The 16,086-nt window shown below is 54.5% G+C and carries 17 protein-coding genes; 10 read left to right on the forward strand and 7 right to left on the reverse strand.

Annotated features, from left to right (window positions below; genetic code table 11):
• Window positions 1-46 precede the first annotated feature (46 nt).
• From WFN75_RS20525 to WFN75_RS20540, 4 genes are all read right to left on the reverse strand, one after another.
• Window positions 47-1,591 (reverse strand): hypothetical protein, encoded by a 1,545-nt coding sequence (locus WFN75_RS20525; protein ID WP_046886104.1) that lies wholly within the window; start codon window positions 1,589-1,591, stop codon window positions 47-49.
• Window positions 1,592-1,602: 11 nt separating this feature from the next.
• Complete coding sequence (locus WFN75_RS20530) at window positions 1,603-3,018, reverse strand: DUF1116 domain-containing protein (RefSeq protein ID WP_336996738.1); 1,416 nt, start codon at window positions 3,016-3,018, stop codon at window positions 1,603-1,605.
• Window positions 3,018-4,559: an acyl-CoA synthetase FdrA gene (fdrA, locus tag WFN75_RS20535; protein ID WP_336996739.1), complete on the reverse strand. Its 1,542-nt coding sequence runs from the start codon at window positions 4,557-4,559 to the stop codon at window positions 3,018-3,020. The genes WFN75_RS20530 and fdrA overlap by 1 nt, the downstream gene beginning before the upstream one ends.
• 108 nt (window positions 4,560-4,667) lie before the next feature.
• The gene (locus WFN75_RS20540) at window positions 4,668-5,273 is read right to left on the reverse strand and encodes an ankyrin repeat domain-containing protein (protein WP_336996740.1); all 606 of its coding nucleotides are present in this window, start codon (window positions 5,271-5,273) and stop codon (window positions 4,668-4,670) included.
• Between the two features lie 359 nt (window positions 5,274-5,632).
• Here WFN75_RS20540 and WFN75_RS20545 point away from each other — a divergent pair, with 359 nt between their 5' ends.
• Window positions 5,633-6,562, forward strand: coding sequence for a LysR substrate-binding domain-containing protein (locus tag WFN75_RS20545; RefSeq protein ID WP_207292272.1), 930 nt, complete (start codon window positions 5,633-5,635; stop codon window positions 6,560-6,562).
• Here WFN75_RS20545 and WFN75_RS20550 read toward each other — a convergent pair.
• Window positions 6,559-6,717 carry a YqaE/Pmp3 family membrane protein gene (locus WFN75_RS20550; RefSeq protein ID WP_040074316.1) on the reverse strand — a complete coding sequence of 53 codons (159 nt, stop codon included), beginning with the start codon at window positions 6,715-6,717 and terminating at the stop codon, window positions 6,559-6,561. The genes WFN75_RS20545 and WFN75_RS20550 overlap by 4 nt on opposite strands.
• A 221-nt stretch (window positions 6,718-6,938) precedes the next feature.
• Here WFN75_RS20550 and WFN75_RS20555 point away from each other — a divergent pair, with 221 nt between their 5' ends.
• On the forward strand, window positions 6,939-7,118 hold the full coding sequence (locus WFN75_RS20555) for a hypothetical protein (RefSeq protein WP_040074315.1): 180 nt from the start codon (window positions 6,939-6,941) through the stop codon (window positions 7,116-7,118).
• Window positions 7,119-7,160: 42 nt separating this feature from the next.
• Here WFN75_RS20555 and stpA read toward each other — a convergent pair whose 3' ends face one another.
• Window positions 7,161-7,565 (reverse strand): DNA-binding protein StpA, encoded by a 405-nt coding sequence (stpA, locus tag WFN75_RS20560; RefSeq protein ID WP_207292273.1) that lies wholly within the window; start codon window positions 7,563-7,565, stop codon window positions 7,161-7,163.
• 629 nt (window positions 7,566-8,194) lie between these two features.
• Between stpA and alaE the strand changes: the two genes are divergently transcribed.
• Window positions 8,195-8,662 carry an L-alanine exporter AlaE gene (gene alaE, locus WFN75_RS20565; RefSeq protein ID WP_046886110.1) on the forward strand — a complete coding sequence of 156 codons (468 nt, stop codon included), beginning with the start codon at window positions 8,195-8,197 and terminating at the stop codon, window positions 8,660-8,662.
• Between the two features lie 14 nt (window positions 8,663-8,676).
• Here the strand turns inward: alaE and WFN75_RS20570 are convergent, their stop codons facing one another.
• A complete protein-coding gene (locus WFN75_RS20570; protein WP_040074312.1) occupies window positions 8,677-9,021 on the reverse strand; it encodes a DUF2002 family protein in 345 nt (114 codons plus the stop codon).
• 161 nt (window positions 9,022-9,182) lie between these two features.
• Here WFN75_RS20570 and WFN75_RS20575 point away from each other — a divergent pair, with 161 nt between their 5' ends.
• The 7 genes from WFN75_RS20575 to proW all read left to right on the forward strand — a co-directional run bounded on the left by WFN75_RS20575 (window position 9,183) and on the right by proW (window position 16,081).
• Window positions 9,183-9,509 (forward strand): DUF883 domain-containing protein, encoded by a 327-nt coding sequence (locus WFN75_RS20575; protein ID WP_336996741.1) that lies wholly within the window; start codon window positions 9,183-9,185, stop codon window positions 9,507-9,509.
• A gap of 235 nt (window positions 9,510-9,744) precedes the next feature.
• A complete protein-coding gene (nrdH, locus tag WFN75_RS20580; RefSeq protein ID WP_072039482.1) occupies window positions 9,745-9,999 on the forward strand; it encodes a glutaredoxin-like protein NrdH in 255 nt (84 codons plus the stop codon).
• The gene (gene nrdI / locus WFN75_RS20585; protein WP_336996742.1) at window positions 9,996-10,406 is read left to right on the forward strand and encodes a class Ib ribonucleoside-diphosphate reductase assembly flavoprotein NrdI; all 411 of its coding nucleotides are present in this window, start codon (window positions 9,996-9,998) and stop codon (window positions 10,404-10,406) included. Before nrdH ends, nrdI begins: the two co-directional genes overlap by 4 nt.
• Window positions 10,379-12,523, forward strand: a complete 2,145-nt coding sequence (nrdE, locus tag WFN75_RS20590; protein ID WP_233800772.1) for a class 1b ribonucleoside-diphosphate reductase subunit alpha — start codon at window positions 10,379-10,381, stop codon at window positions 12,521-12,523. Before nrdI ends, nrdE begins: the two co-directional genes overlap by 28 nt.
• Window positions 12,524-12,532: 9 nt before the next feature.
• Window positions 12,533-13,492: a class 1b ribonucleoside-diphosphate reductase subunit beta gene (gene nrdF / locus WFN75_RS20595; protein ID WP_336996743.1), complete on the forward strand. Its 960-nt coding sequence runs from the start codon at window positions 12,533-12,535 to the stop codon at window positions 13,490-13,492.
• Window positions 13,493-13,824: 332 nt separating this feature from the next.
• Window positions 13,825-15,027 (forward strand): glycine betaine/L-proline ABC transporter ATP-binding protein ProV, encoded by a 1,203-nt coding sequence (gene proV, locus WFN75_RS20600; RefSeq protein ID WP_046886116.1) that lies wholly within the window; start codon window positions 13,825-13,827, stop codon window positions 15,025-15,027.
• Complete coding sequence (gene proW, locus WFN75_RS20605) at window positions 15,020-16,081, forward strand: glycine betaine/L-proline ABC transporter permease ProW (protein WP_040074305.1); 1,062 nt, start codon at window positions 15,020-15,022, stop codon at window positions 16,079-16,081. The genes proV and proW overlap by 8 nt, the downstream gene beginning before the upstream one ends.
• The last annotated feature ends 5 nt before the right edge of the window (window positions 16,082-16,086 follow it).

Genomic DNA, 16,086 nt, shown 5'->3' on the forward strand with positions numbered 1-16,086 from the left:
CCCCTCTCCCTGTGGGAGAGGGTTAGGGTGAGGGCATCAGGCATTATCAGGACTCAGAAACCGGTGCCGCCGCGCTTGCCGCTTCCCGGCTATCCAGCACATGCTTCACCACGAACATACCGCCCATCATCAGGTAGGCCGTAACGAACAGCAGCGAACTGCCTTCGGCGAAGCCGACCACCGGCGCGTGGATCACCCCGAATAGTGCCAGTAGCGCCCCACCCGCCGCCGCAACGGCGCCGCGCAAAGGTTTGTTGATGATGGCGAAGATAGCGATACAGCCCCAGAGCATACTGGCGAGCGGCGCGCCGCTGCCCAGATGGACTAAACCTTCGTAATAGATCCCTTTGCTGTGCAGCACGTCGGTGCCAATTTTCGCTGCGTTTGTCCCCGCCGCCCCCATCACGCTGTTCATCATGGTCAGCGCCCAGTTGGCGATCCACGGGAACAGGCAGATGAAGATCACGGGCACCTCCACTTTCGGCGTCTCCCTCACCACCTGGTTGGCGGTGACCACGCCAATAAAGACCAGAATCGGCACGATGGCGGTCATCGGAATGATGGCGAGCATAAAGGCTCCCAGCCCGAACAGCGGCACGATGAACATGGTCACACCGGAGGCCAGGGTGTAGCCGATGCTGGCTCCCATCGCCTTCCAGCCCGCGTGGCCGACGTAGACCGTCACCGGGAAAGGGTTACCCATCAGACAGCCGAGCATCGACGCCAGGCCGTTGGCCAGCATCACTTTACGCGTCGGGTATTCATCTCCCGCCGCATGGGCGCTCTCGATGTTCTCCAGGTCAAAGATGTAGTTCGCCAGCCCCAGCGGCACGGCGGAGGCCAGATACGGCAGCGCGTGCGGCAGGCCCTGCATAAAGCCGTCGATATGGACGGACGGCGGGTTAAAGCCGAACGACGACATCGAGGCCCTGATCGCCTCCGGGCTTTGCAGGCCGGAGATCCACGCCAGCACCGTACCGGCGATCAACAGCAGCAGGCCGGTCGGAATACGGGCAAAGATCGGCTTTTTGCCAAACCAGTTGATGAAGATCAGCAGCAGTACGATGAACGACACAGTCGGCGCTTCGAAGGCCTGCAGCATCGGGTTCATCGCCAGCAGCAGCAGACCCAGACCGGACAAGCACGACAGCAGCACGGTGCGCGGGATCATCCTGCGGATGGTCTCCCCGAGGAAGGAACCGCCCGCGAGGATCAGCGCCTCAACGAAGCACCACACCAGGCCAATCTGGATGGCGAAATCTGCATCGCCGGTCTGCTGATAGACCGGCATCAACACCAGAAAGGTCACGGTGAAGATCGACGGTGCGCTCGGGCCAGACGGTAGCGCGGTGACGTCGTTACGTCCGGTCTGGCGCGCCATTTGAAGGCCAAACCAGGTGTAGCAGACACTCGCTACCAGTACCGCCAGCCCGAAGGCTGGCGCAATGCGTCCATAAACAATCTCCTTCGGGATGCCGACGACAAAAATGAGCAGCCCCATCATGGTCAGCAGATTGGTCAGGTTGTTGGTCATCAACCCGAAATATGCCGCCCAGTCACCTCTTTTCCACTCCAGTTTCATGCTTTTCATGGATGCTTACCTTATAGGATGTAGCGATCGCGGAAGGTCAACAGCGCCTTTTCAAAACAGCTAAACGGCGGGTGAACGATGCCCGCCCCAATCATGCCGATACCGGCGTCTTTGTGGGCAATGGCGGTATTGATCACCGGCAGAATGCCGCTTCCCGCCACTTTGGTAATGTCGATGGCGGTCGGAATCCCCATAAACGACAGCAGCGGAATAGTGACGTTGGGGTTTTCCCCGAGGGTGATTTCGCGCATCTGGCGGGAGAAGTCGATCGCCTCCTCCACCGTGCCGCCCACCAGCGCCACAATCGCCGGCGCCGTGGCCATGGCGAAGCCGCCGATGCCGTAGGTTTCGGTGATGGCGCTGTCGCCAATATCCAGTCCGGAGTCTTCCGGCTTGTACCCGGCGAACATGGGGCCAATTACCTGCTGTGCCGGGCCGGTAAACCACTGCCCCGGCAGGCCAGAGATGCGCAGCCCGAACTCGTAGCCGTTACGCGCCATGGTGGTGACCACGGTGCTGTATTCGATACCGTGGGCGGCATCCATGGCGGCTTTACACATCGCCATCCACGTCGGGCCGGAGAAGTAGTCGCTGCTGGCGACAAACTTGAACACCTGCCGCTGCTGCTCAACCGGATAACCTGCCTGAATCAGCCCCGGCGTCAGGGCCTGAATCAGCAGCGTGGTGCCTGCGTTGTTGCGGTTGTGGCACTCGTCGCCCATATGCAGCGCCTGCGCCAGCATTAAGCGCAGGTCGATCTCACCGATAATGTTCATGGCATCGCGCAGCATCGGGCCGAGCACGTCGCGCATCCAGTTCAGGCGATCGATCACGCTCTGGTCATTGGCCCCCATGCGCAGGATCTTCGCCATCTGCTCGCTGAGGTTGGTAAAGGCGCGGTTGCCGTAGGTTTTGTTTTCCACAATGTGCATAAACATTGAGGCAGAGGTGACGCCCGCCATGGAGCCGACACAGTCGTGCTCATGGCACGGCGAGAAGGTGATGTCGCCGGAAGCCGCGACGCGCGCTGCGTCCTCAATATCTTTCGCCAGCCCCTCGAAGACCAGCGCCCCGGTCACCGCCCCCTTCATCGCACCGCACATGTTTTCCCAGGTTACAGGCGGGCCCGCATGAAGAATGGTGGTGCGGGTCATCCCCGGCACCACATTGATGGCCTGGTCGTAGCCCACCAGCACCGGATGAGATTGAATGATGCGCTCAAGGGCCACTTTATTGGCGGCAGCGATCTTCTCGGCCAGCGGCTTATCCGCCAGCTGATCGAGCGCCTCCACCACCTGCATGTTGCCCTGCCCCGGCGGCGTCCAGTCGAGCTGGGTCACGGGGATGTGCTGCTTTTTAAGATCGTCGCTGAACATCGCAATGCCAACGTTGATCACGTTCAGCGGCTGGTTGAATAAGGTGGTCATTATGCGTTCTCCCCTTTGCAGACAAATTCACGCGCCAGTAATCCGGTGTTGGTACTGCTGCTGGCCCAGATCACGCCCGCGTCCGTGAGTAACTGGCACTGCTGCGCCAGGGACTGCGGATCCTGATCGGTGCCCAGTACATAGCCCAGGATCACCAGTGGGCGATGGTCGGCTTTGGCGATCGCCTGCGCCTCTTTGATGGCGTCGAGCATCACGCCGACCGGATCCTCATGCGCCCCAAAGCCGAGGACGAAGTCCATCACGATCACCCCTACCTCCGGATCGCGCGCTTCCTGCAGCAGGCGACTGATACGGTTGGTGGGATCGATCATCGGGTGGGGTTTGCCGTTGGTGAAGTCGTCGTCACCAAAGTCGAGGAAGGTGTGTGCCTGGCTGACGTTAATGTCGCGCAGGCGTTTTGTCGTATCCGGCTGAATGTTGCTGTAGACGTCGTCAAATTTCTCCAGCGCGGCGAACATCGCTTCATCACACAGGGTGCCGCCGCAGAACAGGCCGCGAATGTATTTTTGCTGCGGCGTCAGGCGGGCGCGCACCTCTTCAATCAGCGGCCAGTTGAGCGGATGCAGATCCAGAGACTCTTTTTTAATACCCGTAAGCAGTACCGCTTTTAATGCCGCCTCTTTCGTGCCGCGGGCAAACTGCAGCCCATCTTCATCGGCCGGGGGATCGTTGCGCCCGAGGAAACAGACCACCACCGGCTTGCGGCAGGCGCGTGCGCGGGCCAGCACTTTTTCCGCGACCGCCGGGGCGGGCGGCTTGGAGATCAGCGCGATCGTCTGGGTACCCTCATCCGCCTCCAGCATGTCGATGGCATCGAGCATCATCAGGCCGCCAATTTTTTCGCTCAGATCGCGCCCGCCGGTGCCAATCAGCTGCGAGACGCCGCCGCCAAATTCGTGGATGCGCACGCTCAGCTCCTGGCTGCCGGTGCCGGAGGCGCCCACAATACCGATTGGCCCACGGCGTACCGCGTTGGCGAAGCAGAGCCCCGCGCCGTTGATGATGGCGGTGCCGCAGTCCGGCCCCATCATCAGCAGCCCTTTCTGGTGCGCCAGCTGCTTCAGCGCCAGCTCGTCGTCGAGCGACACATTGTCGGAAAAGAGCATTACGTTCAGGTCGTTTTCCAGGGCCTGGCGCGCTTCGCGGGCGGCAAAGGTGCCATTTACCGAGATCACGGCAAGGTTTGCTTCCGGACGGTGTTTTTTGGCGCTGGTTAGCGTCGCATAGCGCGCTTCGTGAGCGCCCGCGCTCTCTTTACGGACGAAGAGGGCTTCGATGGCGGCCAGGGTGTCGTCGTTGGAGGCATCGCCTTTAATGACAATCATCAGATCGCCGTTTTTGGCCGCCTCTAATTCCGGGGTCAGTAAGCCGAGATTGCGTAATACCCCTTTATTCATTTCAGTCGCCATGGCGACAAAGGCCTGCTCTACGCCCGGTAATTTATTGGCTTTTGTTGAAACCGACATCAACGAGACAGAGTCGAAATAACTGTTCTTTTTCACAACGATTTTGGTTGGCATGATTTCCTCCCGAATTCGGGCAAAAGGGTGGCCGCCATCCTGCCATTTGGCATGATGGTAAAAAGGGTTCTGTTATTTCAGGCCAGCCGGACAGCTGGCCGCGCTGAATTACGCGCCTGCGGCGATCAGCAGTTCGGCGATTTCGTTAAAGCCTTTTTCGCGCGCCAGTTCGAGCGGAAACTTACCGTATTTATCGGTCATGTGAGGGTTCGCGCCATGATCAAGCAGGAGTTTGACGATCTCTTGCTGTTTCGCCCCGCCATCGTTAAGCACGATGGCTTCCAGCAACGGCGTCCAGCCCACGAAATTAGTATGGTTAACGTTGATATCCGTTTTCGCCAACAGCTCGCGCACAATCTCTACATGCCCTTTTTCGCTGGCCGGCGTAATGCCCACGCCGCCAAAGCGGGTGAGGCGATCCAGATCCGGGTTTGCGGGCAGTACGATTCGCAGCAGGGTTAAATCGTTAGTCAGGCAGCTAATTAAAAAGGGGTTGAAGCAGGTGTGATCCTGCTGGTCGATATTCGCACCGGCAGCAATTAAGAGTTCAACGCAGGGATAATGCTTATTCAGACTGGCAATGATAATGGCGGTGCGTTTTTGACGATTAATGGCATTGATATCTACCCCTTTCGCCAGACAGGCTTTAAGCCCCTCGGTATCACCTTGTTCAGCGGCAACGAGAAATTCCGTGACGAGTTCATTCGCAGACATATTCACACTCCTGGTTTTCCTTTCTGATGCGTTGAGAATAGCAACAGCGATCCCGGAAAAGAATCCGCTTAAAAAGCATTCATCGTAAGGAGAGTGATTATTAAACAACGTTCAACAATCCGGTGATAATGTGCGTCTGTGCAATCTTTTTCTTATGTTTACTGCCCTTTTCTGCCTTAAAACAGCATTCTGCTTATATCTCGTCAGCCCTTGCACTGCGGGGCTCGCAACAAATTCGCAGAAGTGTGATTTGCTTCAAATGAGTTGTAAGCGCAGTGTTAAATATTGTTCAAAACTGGTTGCCGCTGACGCGGTTTATAAATAGATTCAACCGATGCGAAAAGCCCGAAAGGTGAGCGATGAATTCTATTTTTACCGAAGAGAACTTACTGGCATTTACTACCGCCGCCCGTTTTAGCAGCTTCAGTAAGGCGGCAGACGAGCTGGGGGTGACGACATCTGCCATTAGCTACACCATCAAGCGAATGGAGACCGGGCTGGACGTGGTGCTGTTTGTGCGCAACACCCGCAGTATTGAACTGACGGAATCGGGCTTCTATTTCTACCGCAAAGCTACCGATCTGCTAAATGACTTTCATGCCATCAAGCGCAGCATCGACACTATCTCGCAGGGCATTGAAGCCCGGGTGCGGATCTGCATTAATCAGCTGCTGTATACCCCACGGCACACGGCTCGCCTTCTCCAGGTCTTGAAAAAGCAATTCCCCACGACGCAGATTACGGTCACGACTGAAGTCTACAACGGCGTCTGGGATTCGATTATTAATAATCAGGCCAATATCGCCATCGGCGCGCCGGACACCCTGCTCGACGGCGGTGGCATTGATTACACCGAAATCGGTGCGATTCGCTGGGTCTTTGCCATCGCCCCCACGCATCCACTGGCCTTTGCCCCCGAGCCGCTTGCCGAAAGTCAGCTACGGCTCTATCCCAACATCATGGTGGAAGATACCGCCCATACCATCAACAAAAAAGTTGGCTGGCTGTTGCACGGGCAGGAAGCCATTCTGGTTCCCGATTTCAATACCAAGTGCCAGTGTCAGATTTTGGGTGAGGGGATTGGATTTTTACCGGAATACATGGCGCGCGAAGCGGTAGGAGATGGCCTGTTGGTGACGCGGAAGATTAATAATCCGCGCCAGGACTCACGCATGCTGCTGGCCACGCAACATGCGGCCACCGGCCAGGTGACCCGCTGGATTAAAGAGCAGTTTAAGCCCCAGGGGGTGCTGACCGGGATTTATAACGATTTACTGTGGCGGGACTAGCTGCGGCTCTGCACCCAGAAGGCGTGAATCAGGCCCGGGATGTAACCCAGCAGCGTCAGCACGATGTTGATGATAAATGCCCAGCCGAAACCTTTGCCAAGCAACACGCCCAGCGGCGGTAACAGAATGGTGATAACAATACGCCAGAAACCCATAATTTCTCCATGCAAGCAATCAGGTCATTGTAAAAAAAGAGATTTATCTCTAAGCGTAGCGAGTTTACTGCGCATCGCCATTTTTGACGCCCGCTTTTACCCTCCTTTACCCTCTTTACACTGACTGATGCTGGCCATTTAAAGCCAGATCAAAGGTTAGACTGTACCCCTGACGGCGGCTGGGCTAATGTTAGGGTCACGATAACAATGAGGAGGTAAGTATGTTTTCTGTCGGCGATCTTGTGCAACCGCGTATGGGCGGTCCAAAACTGAAAGTCTTAGAAGTGAATGAAGATCAGGTGGTTGTGGTGCAAGCCAGTAACGAAGCGGGCGAGCGCTTTACCGTAAAAGCGGCAGACCTGACGCCGTATCAGGAAGAAGGGGATTTCGGCGTCTGCTAAGCAGACGCTACCGGGCGGTGAGTGCCGCCCGGTGCGCACGAATTAGATCAGAAAATCATCCAGCGATTTACCGTTCGCCAGTGCGACGGAAATAGGCTTAGGCGTACGTCCCTGGCCGGTCCAGGTTTTTTCCTGACCATCGGCATCAGTAAAACGGTATTTTGGCGCACGAACTTTACGTTTTTTCGGCTGTGCTGCGCCAATAGCGGCTTCAGAGCCCAGCAGATCTTCGGCGGAAATACCGTCTGCTTTCATACGCTCCAGCAAAGCAGCTATTTTTTGCTGCTGTTCAGCACGCTGCTGCTCAGCTTCAAGCTGCTCAACACGCTTCTCTTCGATAACAATACGCAGCTTTTCCTGCATGTCTTCCAGTACCTCGAGAGAGAAATCACGAGCCATCGCGCGCAGCGTACGGATATTATTCAAATTCTGTAACAACGAAGTCATATAATATGAAGACCTTTTCTAATCGTTTAAATATCATTTACCGTCCGATAGTAATCTATTTGCTTTTGAACATCCAGATTATAGCGCACGAAATTATAATTAATGCCGCCTACCCTGCCGATAATAAAATATAGGCAGGGTATTTCGCCACCATTAGTCCTTTATTTGTCGACCTGGTTTATATCTTATTTATTAATGTTAAATATAGTAAACAGCGCGCCATGGAATATCTATTCAGATTATCTGCATAAAATACATTTCTTACAGGCAGCATATCCTACTTATTATTCCACTTATCAGAAACAATCCACGCAGACGCCCCCTCCTGCATACCAGAAAAGCGTATCCCGTTTAATGGGGCCTACGCCAATTGTCAGCCCACAGCAAGCTAAAGATTATCTTATTGTTTTAAAAGAACAAAATAAGCAGCAGGAGACAAAATAACGACCAGGTTCAAAAATCGCCAATTTTAGAGAATTTTGTTGCCAAAAGCGTAACAAATAAAAATTAATCACTAATTGTGAGTTAACAGGCAGAGATATAATCTATACGCGAAAAATAATGCAACTTAAAGCACCGTGCAACATTGCTTTGACGTCTTCTTAGCCCTCTTTCCAAGGAGTTCTGACATGTTCTCTCGACAGTCTCGCCTGCGCCATGCGGTAGCAGACACCTTTGCGATGGTTGTCTACTGTTCGGTTGTGAACATGCTGATCGAGATCTTTCTCTCCGGGATGAGCTTTGAACAGTCGCTTTCTTCCAGGCTGGTGGCGGTGCCGGTCAATATACTTATTGCATGGCCTTACGGTTTTTACCGCGATGCCATTATGCGCTATGCGCGCCGCGTAAGCCCAACGGGCTGGATGAAAAATCTGGCAGATGTACTGGCCTATGTGACCTTTCAGTCGCCGGTGTATGTCGCTATTTTGCTCACGGTGGGCGCTGACTGGCACCAGATTGCTGCCGCGGTCAGTTCAAATATTGTGGTTTCAATGCTGATGGGTGCGGCTTACGGTTATTTTCTCGATTATTGCCGCCGCCTGTTCCGGGTCAGCCCGTATAGCCCGGTAAAAGCGCAGGATGCAGCGACTGGCTGATGCCAGTCGCGATTTTATTGCGGTTCGCCGAACAGACCTGTCAGAAAACGTTCCAGCGCCATCCGGGAGCTGAACCCGTGCGGAATACCATAATGTTCATGCCTTTCCCCGCCTAGATAGAGGGGAAATTGCTGATACTGATCGCAGGTTTTTATCTCTGAGGCAGGTTCCGCATAAGACAAACTTTTGTCTTTAAGCGTTGGATGGATGATCAGCGCCGTGCGTCCCATACGCGCTTCCCGGTTTACATAGACATAATTTTCACCACGGCGATAGCCGTACGCTTTTTGCGTTACCGCATCCATAGTAAATCCGGCTTTTTCAAGAACGCGCGCAACCTCATCAGGTCGTAAATACATATTTAATCCTCATTATCTTTTCCTGCCCGGCAACCTTACCGTAATCAGCAATAGCAGTGCTTTCAGAAAATTCCATAAACGGCCAATTATGCCGTGACAGACTTCAGATATTAAAAAGCTGGACTAAACTCTTTAATACCGCAAATTCAAGGGAGGAATGTATGTTTAACAGATCAAACCGAAATGATGTGGATGACGGCGTTCAGGATATTCATAACGATGTCAGCAAATTAGCCGACACGCTGGAAGATGTTCTGAAGTCCTGGGGATCAGATGCGAAAGATGAGGCAGATGTCGCCAGACGCAAAGCGAAAGCGTTACTGCGTGAAACCCGCGCCCGTATGCAGGGTCGCTCCCGGACCCAGCAAGCAGCATGTGATGCGATGGGGTGTGCAACCACCTTTATCCGCGAAAAACCGCTGTGTGCCGTCGGTACCGTGGCCGCTGTCGGGATCTTCGTCGGTGCGCTGCTGAGCCTGCGTAAATAGTCACGGATCCGGGCTATTACTCTGCCCCTGCTAACCTCCGTTAGCGGGGGTTTTCTTTTTTTGGCTGTAAAGCCGCTATAACACCCCGTCCCCCGCTGTGCTCATCAACAGAGGCGCATCAATCTAATTTTCCCATATCTTGTATGGTTGAAACTTTAGATAACTACATCTAGTATTCCTTTAAGCAACACAGACACTACTGCTCGCGATTTTTCGCGGCGTCCTGTTATTCTAAATGGAAATACGAATCATGAGCATTACTATTTACACTCGTAACAACTGTGTGCAGTGCCTCGCAACGAAACGTGCGATGGAAAACCGCGGCGTGTCCTTCGAGATGGTGAATGTTGATCAGGTTCCGGACGCCGCCGAGACACTCCGCGCGCGCGGTTTTCGCCAATTACCTGTGGTGATCGCCGGCGAGACCAGCTGGTCTGGCTTCCGCCCGGACATGATTAACCGTCTGCAGGCGCAGGCCGCCAGCGCATGAGCCTGCTTGTCTACTTCTCCAGCAGCTCGGAAAACACGCACCGCTTTATCACGCGTGTCGGGCTGCCGGCAATCCGTATCCCCCTCAACGAGCGGGAGCGCATTCAGGTAGACGAACCCTACATTCTGGTGGTGCCGAGCTATGGCGGCGGCGGCACCGCGGGGGCTGTACCCCGTCAGGCGATCCGCTTTCTTAACGATCCGCATAACCGGGCGCTGCTCCGCGGGGTTATCGCGGCGGGCAATCGCAATTTTGGCGAGGCCTACTGCCGCGCCGGGGATGTTATCTCTCAAAAATGCGGCGTGCCGTATCTCTATCGCTTTGAACTGATGGGGACACAGCAGGATGTAGAGAATGTGCGTAAAGGAGTAAACGAATTTTGGCAACGACAACCGCAGAACGCGTAAACCAGGGAACGACCGACTACCACGCCCTGAATGCGATGCTTAACCTCTACGATCGTGAGGGGCGTATTCAGTTTGAGAAAGACCATCAGGCGGTGGACGCCTTTTTCACGCACCATGTGATCCCTAATAGCATGACCTTCGCCAGCGTAACGGCCCGACTCGACTACCTGGTGAGTGAAGGCTATTACGAAGAGCGCGTGCTGGCCCGCTACGATCCCCGCTTTCTGGTTTCGCTTTTCGAGCACGCTCACGCCAGCGGTTTTCGTTTCAAGACGTTCCTTGGCGCCTGGAAGTTTTACACCAGTTACACCCTGAAGACCTTCGATGGGAAACGCTATCTTGAGCGCTTTGAAGATCGGGTAGTAATGGTGGCGTTAACCCTCGCACAGGGGAATGAGACGCTGGCGCAACAACTCACAGAAGAGATGTTATCCGGCCGCTTTCAGCCGGCGACGCCCACGTTCCTGAACTGCGGAAAAGCGCAGCGTGGTGAGCTGGTCTCCTGCTTCCTGCTGCGTATTGAAGACAATATGGAGTCAATTGGCCGGGCGGTGAACTCCGCGTTACAGCTCTCTAAGCGCGGCGGCGGGGTCGCGTTTCTTCTCTCAAATCTGCGGGAATCGGGCGCACCTATCAAGCGCATTGAGAATCAGTCGTCCGGCGTAATTCCGGTCATGAAGATGCTGGAGGATGCGTTCTCTTATGCCAACCAGCTGGGCGCCCGCCAGGGAGCCGGGGCGGTCTATCTGCACGCGCACCATCCGGATATTTTGCGTTTCCTGGATACCAAACGTGAAAATGCCGATGAAAAGATCCGTATCAAAACCCTCTCGCTGGGTGTGGTGATCCCGGATATCACCTTTAAACTTGCGAAAGAGAACGCGGAGATGGCCCTCTTTTCGCCTTACGATATTGAGCGCTTGTACGGCAAACCCTTTGGCGACGTGGCGATAAGCGAACTGTATGACGAGCTAATTGCTGACGATCGCATTCGCAAAAAATACATTAATGCCCGTGATTTCTTCCAGACGCTGGCCGAGATTCAGTTTGAGTCCGGGTATCCGTACATTATGTATGAAGACACGGTAAACCGCGCCAGCCCCATCGCCGGCCGCATTAATATGAGCAACCTGTGCTCCGAGATTTTGCAGGTTAACAGCGCCTCGACCTACGATGAAAATCTTGATTACGCCGATATCGGCAAGGATATCTCCTGTAATCTCGGGTCGCTGAACATTGCCCATACCATGGACTCCCCCGATTTTGGCCGCACGGTTGAGACTGCCGTGCGCGGCCTGACGGCGGTATCGGACATGAGCCATATCCGCAGCGTGCCGTCCATTGAGGCGGGCAATGCCGCCTCGCATGCTATTGGGCTTGGGCAGATGAATTTGCACGGCTATCTGGCGCGCGAAGGTATCGCCTACGGCAGCCCGGAGGGGCTGGATTTTACTAACCTCTATTTCTACACCATCACCTGGCACGCGCTGAACACCTCAATGATGCTGGCGCGCGAACGGGGTCAACGCTTTGCCGGGTTTGAGCAGTCACGCTACGCCAGCGGGGAGTATTTCAGCCAGTATCTGGAAGGTGACTGGCAGCCGAAGACCGCCAAAGTGCGCGACCTGTTTGCTCGCGCCGGGATTGTGTTGCCGACCCGCGCAATGTGGCAGCAGCTGCGTAATGACGTGATGGAGTATGGGATCTATAACCAGAACCTACAGGCCGTGCCGCCTACCGGCTCGATCTCCTATATCAACCACGCGACCTCCAGCATCCATCCGATTGTGTCGAAGGTGGAGATTCGCAAAGAGGGCAAAACCGGCCGCGTTTACTACCCTGCCCCCTTTATGACCAATGACAACCTGGCGCTGTATCAGGACGCGTATGAAATCGGCCCGGAAAAGATTATCGATACTTACGCCGAGGCGACCAGGCATGTGGATCAGGGGCTCTCGTTAACGCTCTTTTTCCCGGATAGCGCCACCACGCGCGATATTAATAGAGCGCAAATCTATGCCTGGAAGAAAGGGATCAAGACGCTGTACTACATTCGCCTGCGCCAGCTTGCGCTGGAAGGTACCGAAATTGAAGGTTGCGTGTCCTGCGCGCTGTAAGGAGAGAGGATGAAACTGTCACTGGTTCGCGCCATTAACTGGAACAAAATCGAGGACGATAAGGATCTGGAGGTCTGGAATCGCCTCACCAGTAACTTCTGGTTGCCTGAAAAGGTTCCGCTCTCCAATGATATTTCAGCCTGGCAAACCCTGACGCAGGCCGAGCAGCAGCTGACCATTCGCGTTTTTACCGGGCTGACCCTGCTGGATACAATTCAGAACACCCTGGGCGCACCGGCGTTGATGACAGATGCGCTCACCCCGCACGAAGAGGCGGTGATGTCGAATATCAGCTTTATGGAGGCGGTACATGCCCGCTCTTACAGCTCGATTTTCTCGACGCTTTGCCAGACCAAAGATGTGGACGCGGCCTATGCCTGGAGCGAAGAGAACGCCGCGTTGCAGCGGAAAGCCGAACTGATACTGCACCACTACCGCGCCGATGAACCGTTGAAAAAGAAAATCGCCAGCGTGTTTCTGGAATCTTTCCTCTTCTATTCCGGCTTCTGGCTGCCGATGTACTGGTCGAGTCGCGGCAAGTTGACCAACACCGCCGATCTGATTCGCCTGATCATTCGTGATGAAGCGGTGCATGGCTATTACATTGGCTATAAGTTCCAGAAAGGGCTGGAGAAAGTCAGCGACGCCAGGCGTGAAGAGTTACAAAGCTTTGCGCTGGATTTGTTGATGGATCTCTATGACAACGAACTGCAATACACTGAAAGCGTATATGCGGGAACGGGCTGGGAAGAAGAGGTGAAAGCGTTCCTCTGTTACAACGCCAATAAAGCGCTAATGAACCTCGGTTATGAGGCGCTCTTCCCCCCCGAAATGGCGGAAGTGAACCCGGCTATCCTGGCGGCGCTGTCACCCAACGCGGATGAAAACCATGACTTCTTTTCCGGGTCGGGTTCTTCTTACGTTATGGGTAAAGCGGTGGAGACGGAAGATACAGACTGGGACTTTTAATCTGCGAATTAACGTTTATTAATTTAATATAAATCGCATTCTTTTCCCGCAAATATTTCCACACCTTCTACACTGTAATTTCTATGCACTATTCACCTGAATCACTCTGATTCAGGTGAAATTCCGCTGGCAGCCGCAAAAAAATCAGAGAAATTCAACTCACGCTCAGCCCTTTATTCATGGGAAATAGCGCCGTTTCGCTGACCGCAAAATTCATACCACAAGCGAACCCAGGGTTGTCTCAGATTCTGAGTATGTTAGGGTAATGCCAGTTAACTATTTACCATGGTAATCATATCGACATAAGCAAATAACAGGACACTCTCTATTGCATGGCAATTAAATTAGAAGTGAAGAATCTTTATAAAGTATTTGGCGAGCATCCACAGCGTGCGTTCAAATATATCGAAAAAGGACTTTCGAAAGAGCAAATTCTGGAAAAAACAGGGCTATCGCTTGGCGTTAAAGACGCCAGTCTGGCCATTGAAGAAGGCGAGATTTTTGTCATCATGGGGTTATCCGGTTCGGGTAAATCCACTATGGTTCGCCTTCTCAATCGCCTGATTGAACCCACCCGCGGACAGGTGCTGATTGATGGCGAAGATATTGCCAAAATATCTGATGCCGAGCTTCGCGAGGTGCGCAGAAAAAAGATTGCAATGGTCTTTCAGTCATTCGCCCTCATGCCGCATATGACGGTGCTGGATAATACCGCGTTTGGCATGGAATTAGCGGGCGTACCCGCACAAGAGCGCCAGGAAAAAGCGCTGGATGCGTTGCGTCAGGTTGGGCTGGAAAATTATTCGCATGCTTACCCGGATGAACTTTCCGGCGGGATGCGACAGCGTGTCGGATTAGCCCGTGCATTAGCCATTAATCCCGATATTTTATTAATGGACGAAGCCTTCTCAGCACTCGATCCCTTAATTCGTACCGAGATGCAGGATGAACTGGTAAAACTGCAGGCGAAACATCAGCGCACCATCGTGTTTATTTCCCACGATCTGGACGAAGCGATGCGTATTGGCGATCGTATTGCCATTATGCAGAACGGTGAAGTGGTACAGGTCGGCACCCCGGATGAAATACTGAATAATCCGGCCAATGATTATGTGCGCACCTTCTTCCGTGGCGTGGACATTAGCCAGGTCTTTAGCGCAAAAGATATTGCCCGTCGTACGCCAAACGGCATTATTCGCCGCACGCCAGGTTTTGGCCCGCGCTCGGCGTTGAAACTGCTGCAGGACGAAGATCGTGAATTCGGCTACGTCATTGAACGTGGTAATAAATTTGTAGGCGTTGTCTCCATCGACTCTTTGAAAACCGCCCTGGGCGACAATCAGGGAATCGATGCGGCGTTAATCGACTCTCCGCTCGCCGTGGATGCCGAAACGCCGCTCAGCGAGTTGCTCTCTCACGTTGGCCAGGCACCCTGCGCGGTACCGGTCGTCGGTGAAGAACAACAGTACGTCGGCATCATCTCAAAACGCATGTTGCTGCAGGCTTTAGATCGCGAGGGGGCAAACAATGGCTGAACAAAACCCGTGGGGCACCACTGAAGCGGCGGATAGCGCTGCACAATCTGCGGACGCGTGGGGTTCATCCACACCCGCACCCACCGATGGCGGCGCGGCAGACTGGCTGAATAGCGCGCCAGCGCCGGCACCGGAACACTTTAATATTATGGATCCCTTCCATAAAACCCTGATCCCACTGGATAGCTGGGTGACCGAGGGGATCGACTGGGTAGTGACGCACTTCCGCCCCGTATTCCAGGGGATCCGCGTCCCGGTGGATTATATTCTGAATGGATTCCAGCAGATGTTGCTGGGTATGCCCGCGCCGGTAGCTATCGTGCTGTTCTCGCTCATCGCCTGGCAGTTTGGCAGCGCGGGAATGGGGATTGCCACGCTGATATCCCTGATCGCCATTGGTGCCATCGGCGCCTGGTCGCAGGCGATGATCACCCTGGCGCTGGTGCTGACCGCCCTGCTCTTCTGCGTAGTGATTGGTTTGCCGATGGGGATTTGGCTGGCACGAAGCCCGCGAGCGGCAAAAATCATTCGCCCGCTGCTGGATGCCATGCAGACCACGCCGGCTTTCGTCTACCTGGTGCCCATCGTCATGCTGTTTGGTATCGGTAACGTGCCGGGTGTAGTGGTCACGATTATCTTCGCCCTGCCGCCAATTATCCGCCTGACCATACTGGGCATTAACCAGGTGCCAGCGGATCTGATCGAGGCCTCACGCTCCTTTGGCGCCAGCCCGCGTCAGATGCTGTTCAAGGTACAGTTACCACTGGCGATGCCGACCATTATGGCCGGGGTTAATCAGACGCTGATGCTGGCGTTGTCGATGGTGGTTATCGCCTCGATGATTGCCGTTGGCGGTCTGGGCCAGATGGTACTCCGCGGCATTGGCCGTCTTGATATGGGACTGGCTACCGTGGGTGGCGTGGGCATTGTGATCCTCGCCATCATCCTTGATCGCCTGACTCAGGCAGTCGGCCGCGATTCACGCAGTCGCGGAAACCGTCGCTGGTACACCACCGGCCCGGTGGGTCTGCTGACTCGTCCATTCACGAAGTAATCCTG

The organism is Leclercia sp. UBA7405 (assembly GCF_037152215.1).
Taxonomy (GTDB): Bacteria; Pseudomonadota; Gammaproteobacteria; order Enterobacterales; family Enterobacteriaceae; genus Enterobacter; species Enterobacter pneumoniae.